Source organism: Stutzerimonas stutzeri (assembly GCF_051028275.1).
Lineage (GTDB): Bacteria > Pseudomonadota > Gammaproteobacteria > Pseudomonadales > Pseudomonadaceae > Stutzerimonas > Stutzerimonas stutzeri_AS.
Genome location: NZ_CP069269.1, coordinates 726402 through 741789, shown reverse-complemented (window position 1 = coordinate 741789; position 15388 = coordinate 726402). Strand labels below are relative to the sequence as shown.

Annotated in this window: 17 protein-coding genes and 1 riboswitch; of the genes, 7 read left to right on the top strand and 10 right to left on the bottom strand. The window is 62.9% G+C overall.

Annotated features, from left to right (window positions below):
* Positions 1 to 40: 40 nt before the first annotated feature.
* On the top strand, positions 41 to 910 hold the full coding sequence (gene trxA / locus JQR87_RS03320) for a thioredoxin (protein ID WP_407292611.1): 870 nt from the start codon (positions 41 to 43) through the stop codon (positions 908 to 910).
* A gap of 187 nt (positions 911 to 1097) precedes the next feature.
* Here trxA and JQR87_RS03315 read toward each other — a convergent pair whose 3' ends face one another.
* From JQR87_RS03315 to JQR87_RS03305, 3 genes are all read right to left on the bottom strand, one after another.
* The gene (locus JQR87_RS03315) at positions 1098 to 1652 is read right to left on the bottom strand and encodes an HAD family hydrolase (RefSeq protein ID WP_407297838.1); all 555 of its coding nucleotides are present in this window, start codon (positions 1650 to 1652) and stop codon (positions 1098 to 1100) included.
* A gap of 32 nt (positions 1653 to 1684) precedes the next feature.
* Positions 1685 to 2554, bottom strand: a complete 870-nt coding sequence (gene tesB, locus JQR87_RS03310; protein ID WP_407292613.1) for an acyl-CoA thioesterase II — start codon at positions 2552 to 2554, stop codon at positions 1685 to 1687.
* A gap of 79 nt (positions 2555 to 2633) precedes the next feature.
* Positions 2634 to 3197: a GNAT family N-acetyltransferase gene (locus JQR87_RS03305; protein WP_434157923.1), complete on the bottom strand. Its 564-nt coding sequence runs from the start codon at positions 3195 to 3197 to the stop codon at positions 2634 to 2636.
* 79 nt (positions 3198 to 3276) lie between these two features.
* On the opposite strand from JQR87_RS03305, the gene JQR87_RS03300 reads away from it, so the two are divergent.
* The 3 genes from JQR87_RS03300 (at position 3277) to JQR87_RS03290 (ending at position 6709) form a co-directional block, all read left to right on the top strand.
* Positions 3277 to 4197: a histone deacetylase family protein gene (locus tag JQR87_RS03300; protein ID WP_407292616.1), complete on the top strand. Its 921-nt coding sequence runs from the start codon at positions 3277 to 3279 to the stop codon at positions 4195 to 4197.
* A 141-nt stretch (positions 4198 to 4338) separates the two neighbouring features.
* Positions 4339 to 5337 (top strand): hypothetical protein, encoded by a 999-nt coding sequence (locus JQR87_RS03295; RefSeq protein ID WP_407292618.1) that lies wholly within the window; start codon positions 4339 to 4341, stop codon positions 5335 to 5337.
* Positions 5338 to 5470: 133 nt separating this feature from the next.
* Entirely contained in the window at positions 5471 to 6709 is a 1239-nt protein-coding gene (locus JQR87_RS03290) for a TIGR03862 family flavoprotein (RefSeq protein WP_407292620.1), read from the top strand.
* A 29-nt stretch (positions 6710 to 6738) separates the two neighbouring features.
* Here JQR87_RS03290 and JQR87_RS03285 read toward each other — a convergent pair whose 3' ends face one another.
* From JQR87_RS03285 to JQR87_RS03270, 4 genes are all read right to left on the bottom strand, one after another.
* Positions 6739 to 7047 carry an AzlD family protein gene (locus tag JQR87_RS03285; protein WP_407292621.1) on the bottom strand — a complete coding sequence of 103 codons (309 nt, stop codon included), beginning with the start codon at positions 7045 to 7047 and terminating at the stop codon, positions 6739 to 6741.
* Positions 7044 to 7754: an AzlC family ABC transporter permease gene (locus JQR87_RS03280; protein ID WP_407292623.1), complete on the bottom strand. Its 711-nt coding sequence runs from the start codon at positions 7752 to 7754 to the stop codon at positions 7044 to 7046. The genes JQR87_RS03285 and JQR87_RS03280 overlap by 4 nt, the downstream gene beginning before the upstream one ends.
* A gap of 150 nt (positions 7755 to 7904) precedes the next feature.
* On the bottom strand, positions 7905 to 9230 hold the full coding sequence (locus JQR87_RS03275) for a DEAD/DEAH box helicase (RefSeq protein ID WP_407292625.1): 1326 nt from the start codon (positions 9228 to 9230) through the stop codon (positions 7905 to 7907).
* Between the two features lie 121 nt (positions 9231 to 9351).
* Positions 9352 to 9825, bottom strand: coding sequence for an NYN domain-containing protein (locus JQR87_RS03270; RefSeq protein ID WP_407292626.1), 474 nt, complete (start codon positions 9823 to 9825; stop codon positions 9352 to 9354).
* Positions 9826 to 9936: 111 nt separating this feature from the next.
* Here JQR87_RS03270 and JQR87_RS03265 point away from each other — a divergent pair, with 111 nt between their 5' ends.
* The 3 genes from JQR87_RS03265 to JQR87_RS03255 all read left to right on the top strand — a co-directional run bounded on the left by JQR87_RS03265 (position 9937) and on the right by JQR87_RS03255 (position 12213).
* Positions 9937 to 10617, top strand: a complete 681-nt coding sequence (locus tag JQR87_RS03265; RefSeq protein WP_407292628.1) for a YciC family protein — start codon at positions 9937 to 9939, stop codon at positions 10615 to 10617.
* Between the two features lie 68 nt (positions 10618 to 10685).
* The gene (locus JQR87_RS03260) at positions 10686 to 11120 is read left to right on the top strand and encodes a VOC family protein (RefSeq protein WP_407292630.1); all 435 of its coding nucleotides are present in this window, start codon (positions 10686 to 10688) and stop codon (positions 11118 to 11120) included.
* Between the two features lie 346 nt (positions 11121 to 11466).
* Entirely contained in the window at positions 11467 to 12213 is a 747-nt protein-coding gene (locus tag JQR87_RS03255) for a substrate-binding periplasmic protein (RefSeq protein ID WP_407292632.1), read from the top strand.
* Positions 12214 to 12338: 125 nt separating this feature from the next.
* Here the strand turns inward: JQR87_RS03255 and JQR87_RS03250 are convergent, their stop codons facing one another.
* Genes JQR87_RS03250 through cbiE form a run of 3 tightly spaced genes read right to left on the bottom strand, consistent with a single transcriptional unit; the run spans position 12339 to position 15048 of the window.
* On the bottom strand, positions 12339 to 13055 hold the full coding sequence (locus tag JQR87_RS03250; protein ID WP_407292634.1) for a (2Fe-2S) ferredoxin domain-containing protein: 717 nt from the start codon (positions 13053 to 13055) through the stop codon (positions 12339 to 12341).
* Positions 13056 to 13108: 53 nt separating this feature from the next.
* Positions 13109 to 13846 (bottom strand): cobalt-precorrin-6A reductase, encoded by a 738-nt coding sequence (locus JQR87_RS03245; protein WP_407292635.1) that lies wholly within the window; start codon positions 13844 to 13846, stop codon positions 13109 to 13111.
* Positions 13843 to 15048 carry a precorrin-6y C5,15-methyltransferase (decarboxylating) subunit CbiE gene (gene cbiE / locus JQR87_RS03240; RefSeq protein WP_407292637.1) on the bottom strand — a complete coding sequence of 402 codons (1206 nt, stop codon included), beginning with the start codon at positions 15046 to 15048 and terminating at the stop codon, positions 13843 to 13845. The genes JQR87_RS03245 and cbiE overlap by 4 nt, the downstream gene beginning before the upstream one ends.
* A gap of 73 nt (positions 15049 to 15121) precedes the next feature.
* Positions 15122 to 15321: riboswitch (cobalamin riboswitch) on the top strand.
* Positions 15322 to 15388 lie beyond the last annotated feature (67 nt).

The window sequence follows — 15388 nt, the reverse complement described above, 5'->3', positions numbered from 1 at the left end:
TGCACGCCTCATTTCGCATGTGCCCATTCCGAGAATTCCGATGAGCCAGACTCCCTACATCTTTGACGTTACCAGTAGCAATTTCGAGCAGCTGGTGCTGGAAAACTCCTTCCACAAGCCGGTGCTTGTCGACTTCTGGGCCGAGTGGTGTGCGCCCTGCAAAGCATTGATGCCGCTGTTAGCGAAGATTACCGATGAGTACCAGGGTGAACTCCTGCTGGCCAAGGTCAACTGCGATATCGAACAGGATGTCGTGGCCCGTTTCGGCGTGCGCAGCCTGCCAACCGTCGTGCTTTTCAAAGACGGTCAGCCGGTTGATGGCTTTGCCGGCGCCCAACCGGAGTCGGCGATTCGCGCCATGCTTGAGCCCCATGTGCAACCGCCCGCCGCGCCGGAAGCTGACCTGCTCGAAACCGCTCACTCGCTATTCGCTGAGGGACGCATCGGTGAGGCCGAAGATTCGCTTAAGCAAGTGCTGGCTGAAGACAACGAGAACGCCGGCGCATTGATTCTCTACGCCCGCTGCCTGGCCGAACGCGGCGAGCTAGGCGAAGCCGAGCGGGTTCTTGATGCGGTCAAGGGTGATGAACACAAGCAGGCCCTGGCCGGTGCACGTGCGCAACTGACCTTTCTCCGTCAGGCCAATGACCTGCCCGAAGTCGCTGACCTCAAGAGCCGACTGGCGCAGAACGGCGAGGACGACGAAGCGGCCTACCAGCTGGCTATCCACCAGCTGGCACGTCAGCAGCACGAAGCTGCGCTGGACGGCTTGCTGAAACTGTTTGTTCGTAACCGCGGCTACGCTGAAGGGTTGCCGCACAAGACGCTGTTGCAGGTGTTCGATCTGCTAGGCAGCGACCACCCGCTGGTGACTGCCTACCGACGCAAGTTGTACCAGGCGCTGTATTGATTTCCCAATGAGGCCAGTCGCCCTGCATCAGCTATCGGCCACAGCCTAGACAGGCCGGCAATGTCTCGGATCGACATTGCCTTCCCATCCTCGGAGCTGGCCCGCCAGACGATACGGTAGGTCGCTATCGTGCGACCCACTCTACAGATGACGTTGCTTTTCGGCCTGAGCTCGTTTGCTCGTTCGCCTAACCGAGTAACTGTCGCAGCGCCGCGCAATCTCGGGCGTGCAGTTCAGTCAGCTCAGGCCAGGGATTTTCCGGCAGGTTGACCAGTACGCCGCGCGCCCCAGCCGCCTTGGCGCATTCCAGGTCGAAGCGGTAGTCGCCTACCATCACCAGCGCGCTGGGTTCGATGCGCCATTTGTCTGCCAGCTGCAGCAACCCACCTGGATCGGGCTTAGGCGGCGCCTCATCACGGCCAAGGATGTCTTCGCTGGCAAAGCAGTCAGCCATACCAACCGCCTGCAGGGTGACCAGCGCCAGTTCGTGCGCATTGCGGGTCAGCACACCGAGCCGGCAACCGCGATCACGCAGCATATGCAGCAACTCTCGTGCGCCGGGAGCAGGCGTCGCAGCCTGAGCCAGCTCACGCTCGTGCTCCAGCAACCAGGCCCGTTTGTGCGCGGCTTGATCGGATGGCAGCGCAGCGAGGTGATGGAGGATGTCGTCGTCTTGGGGAATATCCAGGGCCCGCTTGATTGCTGGAAAGTCGTGCACGGCGAGTGTCAAGGTGCCATCCATGTCGAACACCCAGTGCCGCGCATCGGCCAGGCTCACTTCCAGTCCTCGCGCACACGGATCAGGCCTTCCTGTGCCACCGAAGCCACCAGTTCGCCGGCACGGTTGAAGATGCTGCCGCGGGCGAACCCACGCGCATTGCCCGCCCAGGGGCTGTCCATGGAATAGAGCAACCACTCATCGGCACGCACTTCGCGGTGGAACCAGATGGCATGATCGAGGCTCGCCAGCTGGATGAACTTGCTCCACGAACTCACGCCGTGCGGCTGCAATGCGGTGCCAATGAAGCTGAAGTCCGAAGCGTAAGCGACCAGGTACTTGTGCAGCGCCGGGTTATCCGGCAGCGAGCCATCGGCCCGGAACCAGATGTTCCGGATCGGCTCGATAGGCTGAGGGTTGATCGGGTCCTGCAGCGTCACCGGGCGGATCTCGATGGGCTTTGGTCGGCGCAGCTTCTCAGCCACTCGAGGCGGCACCAGCGGCGTCAGCTTGTGCATCAGGTCCCATTCACTGAGCAGGTTTTCCGGGCCTTCGACCTCTGGCATCTGCAGCTGATGCTCGTAACCGGTTTCGTCAGTCTGGAACGAGGCGCTGCAGGTGAAGATGGTCTGGCCTTTCTGGATCGCGCTGACGCGGCGGGTGGTGAAACTTCCGCCGTCACGAACCCGGTCTACGTCATAGACCACCGGCTGATGCGAGTCACCGGGGCGCAGGAAGTAGCCGTGCATCGAATGAACATGGCGCTCCGGGGCCACCGTCTGGCTGGCCGCAGACAACGCCTGACCGACCACCTGGCCGCCGAACAATTGAGGAAAACCGAGATCCTGGCTTACGCCGCGAAACAGGTTTTCCTCGATGCGCTCCAGCGACAGCAGGTTCACCAGGGTGTCGAGTGTGTCGGTCATCTTTCTCTTTCCTAATCAAGCGGGCACGGGGCAGGCGCGCAATGTTACGGATTCCGTGGGTTTCGCTCCAGTATCGACCTTAGCCACGCGCAGAAAGCCAATCATCACGCCGAATGCGGTAGAGCCGATGGACGCGCAACGGATGCCCGCCCGGCAGGTTCGGATGGTCGAAGTCCTCATGCGGTTCCGCCTGCATGCCGAGCGTACGCATCAACCGCAGCGACAGCTCGTTGCCCGCTGCGGTATAGGCAACTACGTCCGGTAGTTGCAGCTGTTCGAACGCGCAGGCCAGCGATGCTTCCGCGGCCTCGCGAGCAAGACCCTGGCCCCACTGATCACGCGCTAGCCGCCAGCCGATCTCGACGGCAGGACAGAACGGCAACGGCAACCGGCTCCAGGACAGCCCGGTGAGGCCAATGAAGCGCCCGTCGCTCTTGCGCTCCAGCGCCCAGAAACCGAAGCCATGACGGATGAAATGCAGCCTGAAACGGGCAATGGCGGCCGCGCACTCGTCGCGTGTAAGCAGACCGGGGAAGTAGCGCATCACCAACGGATCGGCGCAGATTTCAGCCAGCGGATCGAGATCAGCGTCGCGCCAGGCGCGCAGGAGAAGACGTTGCGTTTCCAGTTCGATGCGTTCCATCGATTGCCTCATGCTGTTTCCTTGAAGGGGCTGCCACCCGCTCTGCATACTTCCGGCTGTCCTCTACAGGCGCCGTTCTATGACCTTACCGCTGGTCTACCACGACGACTACAGTCCGCCGTTACCGCCCGGCCATCGCTTCCCCATGGAGAAGTTCCGCTTGCTGCGCGACCACCTCGTGGAGCAGGGTTTGACCACGGACCATGCCCTGCTGCGCCCGGAGATGTGCGCAAATGAGCTTATAGCGTTGGCTCATGACCGTGACTACGTCGAGCGATACTGCACCGGCGACATGAGCCGGGATGAATTGCGCCGGCTGGGTCTGCCCTGGAGTCCGGAACTGGCGCAGCGCACCGTCCGGGCGGTCGGCGGCTCGCTGCTGGCTGCCGACCTGGCGCTGCAGCACGGGCTGGCCTGTCATCTGGCGGGCGGCACCCATCATGCTCATTACGATCATGCCTCCGGATTCTGCATTTTCAATGACCTGGCCGTTATCGCGCTTTCGCTTCTAGAGAGCGGGCGCGTCGGGCGCGTGCTGATCTTCGACTGCGACGTGCATCAGGGTGACGGCACCGCGCGAATTCTTGAGCAGGTGCCAGACGCGGTGACCGTTTCACTGCATTGCGAAAAGAACTTCCCAACGAACAAGGCCCACAGCGACTGGGATATTGGCCTCGCACCCGGCCTTGGCGATCTGGAGTATCTGAAGGTAGTCGACGATACACTGGGTTACCTATTGCCGTTGTACCAGCCGGACTTGGTGATCTATGACGCAGGCGTCGATGTGCACCGGGACGATGCGCTGGGCCTGCTCGACCTCACAGATGAGGGACTGGCGATGCGCGACAGCGCTGTCATCGACCATTGCCTGGGTCGCGACATACCGGTGGTCGGCGTCATCGGCGGCGGCTACGACAGGGACCGTGCCCTGCTCGCGCGTCGGCACGCCCAGCTGCATTTCAGCGCCGCCGCAGCATGGCAAAGGCACGGTTTACGCTGACACCACTGGTCACACGGCAGGCCAGGCGGCGGAACTTCAACCAAGCGTCAAACCCTCACGTTTATGTGTGAATAAACCGATCCGTCCCCATGGGTCGCTGTTTGGGCACTGATAAACATAAAAAAAAATGAGGACGTAACGATGCTCGAAACTGATCGCGACACCACTGCCTACCACAACCCGCTCACCCGCCACCGGCCCCATACGTCCTGGAGCGCCGTATTCGCCGGCATTGCATTGGCGTTGGCCATTTCCCTGCTATTGCACCTGCTCGGCACCGCGATCGGTGCCTCGACGGTTGACCCCGCCACCGAAGCCAATCCGGTCGCAGGCCTCGGCAAAGGCGCCGTCATCTGGATGGTGCTTGCGGGTGTCGTTTCGCTGGCAGTCGGCGGTTATGTCGCGGGCCGCATGGCGCCGCGCCACGGCATGTTGCACGGCTTGCTGGTATGGGCAGTGAATACGCTGGTTACGGTCTATCTGATTGCAAGCCTGGCCAGTTCGGCCATATCCGGCACGGTCAGCGTGGTCGGCTCCGGCCTGCAAGCAGTCGGCTCCGGCATTGCCTCGGTAGCTCCGGCGATTGGCGGCGAGATCAAGCAGCAGATAGAGCAGGCCGATATAAACCTTGACCTCAGCGACATCCAGGCCGAAATCAGGCAGGCACTGCGTCAGACCGGCAAGCCTCAGCTGGCGCCAGAAAGTCTCGAGCAGGACGCTCAAGCCGTTCAGCAACAGGCCCAAACCCGCGTCGAGCAGGCCCAACAGCAGCCGCAGCAGGCCGACGAGCAACTGTCGGAGCTGATCGAGCGGATCCAGCAGAAAGCGGAGGAGACGCTTAACGCCGCCGACCGGGAAGCGCTGGTCAACCTGATGCAGGAGCGCGGCAACATGAGCGAGCAGAAAGCCGAGCAAATGGTCAGCCAGATCGAGGAGCAGTATCAGCAGGCCTACGTGCAGTTCAAGGAACTGCAGGCCCAGGCGGAGCAGAAAGCCCGTGAGGCGGCCGATCAAGCTGCCAAGCGCGTCTCCCAGGCCAGCTGGGCATTGCTGATCACCCTGTTGATCACTGCTGCCGTAGCCGGTTTCGCCGGTATGTTCGGCTATCGTCGTCAGCCGAAGCAGTCCGACGCGGTATAACAGTCGCGCCCCGGCACGCCCAGTGCCGGGGCTCCCTTCCTCTGTTCGCTACGGCGAATCACTTCTTGCCCGACGCTGCGACTTCGCGTCGTGAACCGCTAGAATGGCCGCCTCTGAACCACGGCCTTCTGACATGCCCACCTCACAATTTCGCGTCGCTGTCATCGGCGGCGGTCCTGCCGGACTGATGGCTGCCGAGGTGCTGAGCCAGGCGGGCATTGCTGTCGACCTTTATGACGCCATGCCCTCTGTCGGTCGCAAATTCCTGCTCGCGGGCGTCGGCGGCATGAACATTACCCATTCCGAAGCCTTCGAGCCGTTCATGGCACGTTACCGTGAGCGCGCCCCGGCGCTCCGCCCTCAGCTTGAAGCGTTCACCCCCGAGCAGCTGCGCGCGTGGATTCACGGTTTGGGCATCGACACCTTTGTAGGCAGCTCAGGACGGGTGTTTCCGACGGACATGAAAGCCGCACCGCTGCTGCGCGCCTGGCTGCGCCGACTGCGCGACGCCGGGGTGCAGATTCATACGCGGCATCGCTGGTTGGGCTGGGGGGCTGACGGCAGCCTGAAACTGCACGGCCCGGATGGTGATATCAGCGTCACCGTAGACGCCGTGCTACTCGCACTTGGCGGTGGTAGCTGGGCACGCCTGGGCTCCGATGGCGCCTGGGTTCCGCTACTCGAACAACATGGCATTACGGTCTCTTCGCTGCGCCCCGCCAATTGTGGTTTCGAGGTCGAGGGCTGGAGCCAGCATCTGCAGGACAGGTTCGCGGGCGCGCCATTGAAAACGGTAAGCCTGGCGCTGGCCGGCAATGCGCCACGCAAGGGCGAGCTTGTTGTCACGACCACCGGTATCGAGGGCAGCCTGGTCTATGCGCTGTCAGCCGAAATCCGCCAGGCGATCGAGCACAAGGGCAGTGCTACGGTCATGCTGGATCTCCTGCCGAGTCATTCATTGGAAGCGATTCATCGCTCGCTCGCCAAGCCTCGCGGCTCGCAATCCATGGCCAAGCACCTCAAGCGCCAGCTAGGTCTCGACGGCGTCAAAGCCGTATTGCTCAGGGAACTGGCGCCGCCGGAAGTCTTCGACGACGCGCACCGTCTGGCCAGCGCGATAAAAGCGCTGCCGATTAGCCTGCTCCGCACCCGACCGCTGGACGAAGCCATCAGCAGCGCCGGAGGGGTGCCGTTTGAAGCGTTGGATGAGCGACTGATGCTGCACCAGCTACCCGGCGTGTTCTGCGCAGGAGAAATGCTCGATTGGGAGGCGCCAACAGGGGGCTATCTGCTGACCGGGTGTTTTGCCAGCGGTCGTGCAGCGGCGACCGGCGTGCTTCAGTGGTTAGCTCATCGCCCATCGAATAGCTGACAGCTTACGCCATCACCCTGAAGCGCAAGTCAGAGTTGCCTGAACAGCGCCACCGCAACGATTCCAGCTGCGATAGCCGGCAAGGGTTTCTTGAGCCACAGCATGGTCACGGCTGTGACGAGAAAGGCTAGCCGCGCGCCATCGTCCCCGTTTACCGCCATGGGGGTCAGCAAGGCCACCAGCACCGAGCCGGACATGGCGCTGATGAACTGCTCGGTACGACGGTTGATGGGCACGAGCGACATCGCAAAGACACCACCCCAGCGCGTGGCCAGGGTCACCACGGCCATGATCAGGATGATGACCAGCGTACCGGCCCCAGCAGTCTCAAGCGTCACTTCGCTTTCTCCATCCAGAGGGCGCCCAGCAGGCCGCCTGCTAGCGCCCCGACCACCACATGACTGTTGGCCGGCAGGTACCAGAAGGCCAACATCGAGGCGCAGCCAGCGACCATCCAGATGACGATCATTCGCAGGTCTTTCTTGCCGCCCACGACCATCGCCAGCAGAAAGCAGCCCATGACCATGTCCAGGCCAAGGCTGACCGGGTCCTGGATTGCGCTGCCGAAGTAGATCCCAAGCCACGTACCCAACACCCAGAACGTCCAGAGCGCGAGCCCACCGCCAAACAGAATGCCTATTCCGGGCTTGCCCATACCAAACGCCTGCATGGACATGGCCCAGTTGGCATCCGAGACGACAAACATCACGGCGTAACGTTTCGCTGGCGGCAAATGACGCAGATGCGGATACAGTGTCGCGCCCATCAACAGGTGCCGAGCGTTGACGGCAAAGACCGTCACAATCAGCGGAACGACCGGAACCTCTGCCCCCCATAGCTCCAGCGACGCGAACTGCGAGGCCCCGGCAAAGACCAGTGCGCTCATCAGCAGACTGGAATAGTCACCTAGACCCGTCTGCGTTGCGGCCAGGCCGAAGGCCAAACCGAACACCACGACGAACAGCGAGATCGGGGTCAGCTGTCTGAACCCAGCCCATATGTCCTGCCGGGTAAGCCGCTCGAGCCCCTCATCCGTGTTTACCAAAAGAAAACCTCGCTGTTCTGCTTGGAGCCCGATCGCTCGAATCTCAAGGCTGCCCCCAACCAGCTGCCAGACGCTGCCGATATGACAGTGGGCGTTGTGACCGTTACACCACGCCAGAATTTGGCACAGGCGCGCCAGCGCATTGACCGGTCAGCGTTTTTTGGGCGGCTTCGTTCCGCCCAGGCTGGGCACCTTGCGGACCGGCTTGGCGTTGGGCTTCTCGCTTTCGTCAAACCAGTTGCCCAGATGAACGCGGCCTTTACCTGTCGCCACCTTCGGTTTCTTGGGCTTTTTCGGCTTCTTGACGATCTGGCCGCCGGGCTGTGTCGTCGGCACGCGATGGTCCGGAACGAAACCCGGCTCATCGTGGCGCGGCAGCACCTGACCAATCAGGGTTTCGATCGCGGCGAGCTGGTCGACTTCATCCGCTGCGACCAGCGAGACGGCTTCCCCGCTAGCGCCTGCGCGGCCAGTCCGGCCGATGCGGTGCACGTAGTCCTCTGCGACGATTGGCAGGTCGAAATTCACCACCTGCGGCAGATCATGGATATCCAGCCCTCGTGCGGCCACATCGGTCGCCGCCAGCACTCGCACCTCACCCGCTTTGAAACGCTCCAGCGCGCGCAACCGCGAAGCCTGGGGTTTGTCGCCGTGGATCGCATCGCTGGAAATACCTTGGGCCTGCAACTCGTCCACCAGCTGGTCGACACCCTTGCGCGTTTTGACGAAGACCAGGACCTGGCCCCAGCGTCTTTCCGCCAGCAGGTGCAGGAACAGCTCGGACTTGCGTTTCTTGTCCACCGGCACCAGCCACTGCTTGACCGTCTTGGCCGCAGCGTTGCGCGGGCTGACTTCGATGGACAACGGATCGCGCAGCAGCTTCTGCGCCATCTGCCGAATCACGTCGGAAAACGTTGCGGAAAACAGCAGGGTTTGCCGCTTTTTCGGTAGCGCGCTGAACAGCGCGTCCAGCTCTTCCGAAAAACCGAGATCGAGCATGCGGTCCGCCTCATCCAGCACCAGTGCCTGAACCTGGCTGAACTGGACCGCATTCTGTCGATACAGGTCGAGCAAACGACCGGGCGTCGCCACCAGCACATCGACGCCCCTGCGCAGGGCCATCATCTGCGGGTTGATGCTGACGCCGCCATAGACCGCATAGGTGCGCAGCGGCAGGTCCTGACCGTAGGATTTGAAGCTTTCGTGCACTTGCTCTGCCAGCTCACGAGTGGGGACCAGCACCAGCGCCCGGACGGAATTGCTCGCGACCTGCGGTCCTTCGTGCAACAGGCGTTGCAGCAACGGCAAAGCGAAGCCAGCGGTCTTGCCAGTGCCGGTCTGCGCCGCAGCCATAAGGTCGCGCCCCTTGAGCACGGCCGGAATGGCCTTGGCCTGTACCGGCGTCGGCTCGGTGTAATCGAGCGATTCGAGGGTGCGCAGCAGCTGATCGATCAGGCCGAGTGAGGCGAACGTCATGACAGATACCGGAGAACGGAAAACAAGGCGCGCAGTTTACCCGTAAAGGCCTTTCGAATCGCAGCCATTGCGGCCCGGCAAGGGCCAGCTGGCGCAATTCAGTCGGCCCTGTACATGCGCTCTAACGTAACAGCAGACCGCCTTCGATCGGCACATAGCGCGTAGCGGCGCGAATCAGCGAGTTGGCCGTCAGGCCCGGCGCGCCGTAGGCCGTAGCCTCCGCCCCGCCAGCCCGGACACGTTCGAGCAGCAGATCGAAGTCGCCATCGCCGGATGCCAATACCACCTCATCGACCCGCCCCGCAGCATCCAGCACGTCGATGGTGATGCCGACATCCCAGTCGCCTTTGGCCGAGCCATCGCTGCGCTGGATGAAGGGCTTGAGCTTTACCGTGAAACCAAGGTTGCGCAGGATCTGCTGAAACTGTTGCTGCTTGGCATCGCCGCGATCGATAGCGTAGGCATACGCCTCGACGATATCGCCGCGCTCGCTGACCTGCGCCCACAATGCGGCGTAATTGAAATGGCAGCCGTGGGCCTGGCGCACCGTGTAATACAGATTCTGCACGTCAGCGAACAGGGCAATTTTTTTCACGGGGGGCCTGCTTCGGATTGGCGGGTCAGTATGGACGGCATTGGCACACATGTCGCCGCCCGGTCCCTTGGGCTAAAGTGCGCGCCTGTTTTCACGACGATAAACTTTCAAATGAACGTATTCTCGATAGTGCGCGACGCCTGGTTCTTCTACTCTCACAACCTGAGTTCGATCGTCCGCCTCTGCCTGCCACTGATCCTACTGGAAAGCTTCACGACTGTTGCCGTCGAGCACCTGTTCGGCTCGGACGCCCTGCCCCTGCAAAGCGTGCTGATCGGTTTGATCTTCTACCCGTTCTACATTGGCGCGCTGATTCTGTTCCTCGACGCGCGCAGCCGCGGTTATTCCCCGCAGGTCCGGCAAGTCTGGGCACGGACACTGCCACTATGGCCGTCGCTGGCCGTGCTGGCGGCCCTCGGCACCTTGCTGATCATGCTTGGCGCCTCGCTGTTCGTGCTGCCGGGACTTTGGGTCATGGTCAAGATCGCCTTCGCCGAATACCTGTTGGTGTTGCGCGGCATGACACCGCTGGCGGCGCTGAAGGCAAGCTTTCTACAGACGAGGGGGCATTTCCTGCTGGTGCTCGGCTGTATTCTCGCCGTGCTCCTGCCGCTGTGGCTGCTCGAAGCCTGGCTTGCGCAGCACCTGTGGGCCGAGGACACCGCCCGCGGCGCGCTGGGCGTGGTGGTCGACAGCGCAGTCGGCATGGTGCAGCTGCTCGCGACCGTCGTGCTGTTTCGCTGCTTCATGCTTTGCAGCCCGCCGGCCATCGCACGCGACGACCAAAACTGAAGCGCGCGGCAGCAAACTGCGGCAGCCGGGTCTAGGCTAGGTCTCCACCCTGTGCGGAGGCCTTTCTCATGACCGATCAGAACCCAAGCATCATTTCCCACGTTTCACTGGGCAGCAATCGCTTCGACGAAGCCGCAGCCTTCTATGATGAGGTGCTTGCCACCCTCGGTTGCAAGCGCATCATGGCCCACCCGGGTGCGATAGCCTGGGGCCGTGAATACCCCGAGTTCTGGCTGCAGGCGCCAATCGACGGCCAGTCGGCCACCGTCGGCAACGGCACGCACGTTGGTTTCTTCGCGCCAGACAAGGCATCCGTCGACGCCTTTCACCACGCGGCGCTGGGCTCCGGCGCTACCGACGAAGGCGCCCCGGGACCGCGTAAAGCGTATGGCGAGCCCTACTACGGGTGTTTCGTTCGTGATCTGGATGGCCACAAGATCGAAGCAGCCTACTGGGACATCGAGTTGATGCAGCGTTTATACGGCGACGCGACAGCCACTTAAGCTCACCAGGCGAGGTTCGAGGCAACCCGCGCCCGTCTGGGGCATTCGCTCGGCCAGGGCGCGACCGATACCGACACAGTCCCGATAATCACCACCCCTCCGGTCAAGCACCTTGTTGGTGAATACCTTGCGATACATCTAGCACGCCTTCCCAAACTGAGCCGCCCCGCAAGTGCTCAAAGCCACACGGGCCGCTGAGTTTCAGCATCGACAGGCTGTCCTAAAACCGGGCTCGGCCGATAGCCTATGCATGGGCAGGGCCCGCCGACCAAACGCCGCAAATGGACAGCTCGGCACCGGGCGGCCATGCTGGATATGTGAAAACCACAAGGGGCAGTGAATTACCTTGAAGCGTTCAGTTTGGACAATGCTCGCTGCGGTTCTGGCCGCACCCTGCTTAGCCGCGTCTAAGGTCGACACACCACAGGTCCTGACCGTTGGCTTCTACGATTTCCCACCGGCGATCTACAGCGACCCGCAAGGCCGCGCACATGGCCCTCTGGTCGACATCACTCAGCGCGTACTTGCACGTGCCGGCTACCAGGCAACATTTCGTGGATCACCCAGTGCTCGTTTGTACGCGGCTTTGCAAAACGGCACGGTCGACCTCTGGCCCGGTGCGCCGGGAAAGCCGGAACTCTTGGCCGATACGCTCGAAGGCCGCGAAACACTTGCGCATATCAGCCTCAACCTCTACCACCGGCCCGACACCCCGTCGCCGGCAATACCCGAAAGCCTTCGCAAGCGCGGCGTCATCGTCATCAACGGGTACAACTACTGGCCAGCCGTGAACCAGATGCTGCTCGATCCGCAGCTGAACATTCGCCTGCATCGCGCCAGCAGCCACGCTTCGGCCCTCGAAATGCTTCAGCATCGCCGCGCCGACTACTTGCTCGACTACCAGATTCCGGTCAACCAAGCCCTGCAGCAGCTTGGCATGGAGCCATTGCCTTACCTCAACTTGCACGAGGTTCCGATCCGCTTCATCGCGTCGCGCCGGCTTGAAAACCATCAGAAGATCCTTGATGACCTGGATCGTGCGTACGCCGACATGGTCGCCGCAGGTGAGGATCTCAGCCTGCCCGGCGAGTAGCCTAGCGAGGCGAGTACCTCTCGACCGGGGTGCACCTGCCTGCCAGCGAAGCCTCAGCTGATGAGCAACCTGCTGGCCGAGGGCGTTCGAGCGTCGACCACCTGCGGGCGAGACGCCTCGCCTGGCTACTGATCCGGCATCAGCAGTTCAGGCACGTCGCGACCGGCGACGAACAGCTCGTCCACCAGCCGCGTGACATCCGCCTCCTTGCGCACCCGGTACCAGTTGCCGGCCGGATAAACACTCAGCGTCGGGCCCTGATCGCAGGGGAACTGGCACTGGGTGCGGGTGATGTGCACACCGCCCTCACATTCAAGCTTGCCGGCCGCTTTGAGCTTTTCCCGCAGCCCTTTCCAGAGCGGCAGGGCACCACGGCGCGTACAGCGAGGGCCATTGCACAGCAGCACGCGATGTTCATGCAGCGGGATCTTGGACCAGGCATGCACGGCCGGAAGTGGCGCGACATCAGTGCAGGCCAGGTGCAGTTCCGTCCGGTCGACCAAGGCGCAGGCCGCTTCCACGGGTAACGTCTCGGCGGTTCCGATCGCACTGGCCACGAAGATGCGATCAGCGCCTTCGAGCTGCATGAGCTCGCTGCGCAACCAGTCCAGATGGGCACTGCTGGCTTGCGGCTCGAGATCGATCACCAGCAGCGGCCGACCGCTTTCACGAACGATCTGCCAAAGCGGGCCGTAGCCAGAGCCCGTATCGATCACGTCCTGCAACGCTTGCTCACCGCGCAGCGCGGCCAGACGTGCTCTGAACACTTCGGCGAACGAGCCTTCGGACAAGTCGGGCCCGGCGAACAGAACCCGGGCGTAGGGTGAAACAGCGGTGGTCATTGGCTCTCTCCTCAGCGGCGCGCAGTCTAGCAGCGACGACAGAAGACGAGCGATCACATACCGGTCACGACGCCGATGGTTGTCAGCGCTGAAAGCAGCTCATCTCGATGAACGAATTCCCGGTTTGCCGCCGGCAGCATCGGGCGGCGCAATAGCAGCACTGGCAAGCCACGCTCGCGGGCTACTTGCAGTTTTGGCTCGGTAAAATTGCCACCGCTGTTCTTGGTGACGAGCACATCGCAGTGCAACCGTTCGAACAGCTGTCGTTCGCTTTCAAGGTCGAACGGGCCGCGGTCACCGATAATCTCGGCGCGATCCGTTGGCGCCTGGGCATCCAGGCAGCGCACTGTCCAGTGTTGGTGTTCGGGAATCTCGTGCAGATGCGCCAGCGGCTCGCGCCCAAGGGTGAAAAACGGCCGCTGGAAAGCGCCGATGGCCGACACCAGCTCAGCCCAGTCCGCTACTTCGTGCCAATCATCTCCGCTGCTGGCTTGCCAGGCAGGCCGTCGCAACGCCCAGCAGGGGATACCCGTCTGCTCCGCGGCGATGACTGCGTTTGAGCTGATCTGCGCCGCGTAGGGGTGCGTGGCGTCAACCACCAAATCGATGCGTTCAGCCGTAATGAACGCAGCCAGACCTTGCGCACCGCCAAATCCACCGACGCGAACCTGGCATTCCAGGTCGCCGGGGACGCGGCCCAGCCCGGCCAGACTGTAGACGTGCGCCGGGCCGAGGCCGCGAGCGAGTCGCAGGGCATCGCCCGTGCCGCCAAGCAGCAGGACGCGCTTCATCGCGGTTTCTCGACCTGAAGCAGCGTGATCGGCAAGGCACCGCGCCATGTGTCGAAACCGCCGAGGGGCTGAGCGTGCGCAACCGATAGCCGGGTCAACTCGCCGCCGATGCGCTCGCGCCAGCTCATCAGCATCGCCTCGCTCTGGAGGGTCACGGCGTTGGCCAGCAAGCGCCCGCCTGGCTTCAGGCTGGCCCAGCACTGCTCCATCACGCCCGCAACCGTGACGCCGCCGCCAATGAAGATCGCATCCGGCGCGGGAAGGCCTGCCAGTGCCTCCGGCGCGCGGCCGGCCACCAACTTCAACGCAGGAACACCCAGCGCGTCGCGGTTGTGTTCGATAAGCGCCTGACGCCCCGCATCCGCCTCTACCGCGATGGCCCGGCAGCTTGGATGCGCCCGCATCCATTCGATGCCGATGGAGCCGCAGCCCGCGCCCACGTCCCAGAGCAATTCGCCAGGCATCGGCGCAAGACGGGCCAGGGTCACCGCCCGCACATCCCGTTTGGTCAGCTGGCCATCGTGCCGGTAGAAGTGGTCGGCCAGGCCCGGCGTCAGCGGCACGCACGCGACATCCGAATCAGCGATGCATTCGACGGCCAGCAGATTCAAATCGGCAATGGCACCGAATGACCACTCTGCGGCGAGTGAATCCACCCGGCGCTCCCTTTCGCCGCCCAGGTGCTCCAAGGCGGTCAAACGGCTCGCGCCAAAACCACGACTCGTCAGCAACTGCGCCACCTGAGCGGGGCTGGTTCCGTCATTGCTGAGGATCAACAGGCGCGTGCCGCGAAATATCCTGGAGTTCAATGCCGCGAGCGGTCTGGCGACCAGGGACACGACCTCGACCTCCTGCAACGGCCAGCCAAGGCGTGCGGCCGCCAACGACACGGACGACGGTGCCGAGAAGACACGCATTTCTTCGGGATTCAGCTGCCTCGCCAAGGTGGCGCCGATGCCGTAGAACATCGGATCGCCGCTCGCCAACACGCACAGCGGCGTACCCCGGCGTGACATGACGGGTTGCAGACTGAACGGGCTCGGCCAGGCCTCTCCCCGGCTCTGCAGCTGATCGAGCAGCAACGCCAGCTGTCGCTCGCTGCCGATGATGCGTGACGCTTCTCCAAGCGCCTGCCGCGCCGCTTCGCCAAGCCCGGCCCAGCCGTCTTCGCCGATACCCACCACCGTCAACCAGGGCGTCATCTCGCCTCTCCATCACAATGCCAAACCTTCGTCGGCCGACAGGCTTGGCTGTCGCCGCGACGGGCAAAGCGGGCATAATAGCGCCTTCGTCGGTGCCCGCCGCGACTACGCCAAGGGCCTAAGAGGGAATACGGAGCGATCTCCAGATCGTTACCGAGCTGCCCCCGCAACTGTAAACAGCGAATCGCCGCAAAGATGCCACTGGGAAACCGGGAAGGCCGCGGACGATGAAGACCTGTCAGCCAGGAGACCTGCCGACGACGCTGGTCGCGAGTGCCATCATCGGGCGGGGTGTACCGATGCCAATGGAGTTCATCGAACTCTGCCGGTCTGGTCGCCG

What these genes read in the sequence shown, in the direction of transcription:
- trxA (WP_407292611.1), top strand. Translation starts at nt 41, where the DNA reads ATGAGCCAGACTCCCTACATCTTTGACGTTACCAGTAGCAATTTCGAG.
- JQR87_RS03315 (WP_407297838.1), bottom strand. Translation starts at nt 1,652, where the DNA reads ATGGATGGCACCTTGACACTCGCCGTGCACGACTTTCCAGCAATCAAG.
- tesB (WP_407292613.1), bottom strand. Translation starts at nt 2,554, where the DNA reads ATGACCGACACACTCGACACCCTGGTGAACCTGCTGTCGCTGGAGCGC.
- JQR87_RS03305 (WP_434157923.1), bottom strand. Translation starts at nt 3,197, where the DNA reads ATGGAACGCATCGAACTGGAAACGCAACGTCTTCTCCTGCGCGCCTGG.
- JQR87_RS03300 (WP_407292616.1), top strand. Translation starts at nt 3,277, where the DNA reads ATGACCTTACCGCTGGTCTACCACGACGACTACAGTCCGCCGTTACCG.
- JQR87_RS03295 (WP_407292618.1), top strand. Translation starts at nt 4,339, where the DNA reads ATGCTCGAAACTGATCGCGACACCACTGCCTACCACAACCCGCTCACC.
- JQR87_RS03290 (WP_407292620.1), top strand. Translation starts at nt 5,471, where the DNA reads ATGCCCACCTCACAATTTCGCGTCGCTGTCATCGGCGGCGGTCCTGCC.
- JQR87_RS03275 (WP_407292625.1), bottom strand. Translation starts at nt 9,230, where the DNA reads ATGACGTTCGCCTCACTCGGCCTGATCGATCAGCTGCTGCGCACCCTC.
- JQR87_RS03265 (WP_407292628.1), top strand. Translation starts at nt 9,937, where the DNA reads ATGAACGTATTCTCGATAGTGCGCGACGCCTGGTTCTTCTACTCTCAC.
- JQR87_RS03260 (WP_407292630.1), top strand. Translation starts at nt 10,686, where the DNA reads ATGACCGATCAGAACCCAAGCATCATTTCCCACGTTTCACTGGGCAGC.
- JQR87_RS03250 (WP_407292634.1), bottom strand. Translation starts at nt 13,055, where the DNA reads ATGACCACCGCTGTTTCACCCTACGCCCGGGTTCTGTTCGCCGGGCCC.
- JQR87_RS03245 (WP_407292635.1), bottom strand. Translation starts at nt 13,846, where the DNA reads ATGAAGCGCGTCCTGCTGCTTGGCGGCACGGGCGATGCCCTGCGACTC.
- cbiE (WP_407292637.1), bottom strand. Translation starts at nt 15,048, where the DNA reads ATGACGCCCTGGTTGACGGTGGTGGGTATCGGCGAAGACGGCTGGGCC.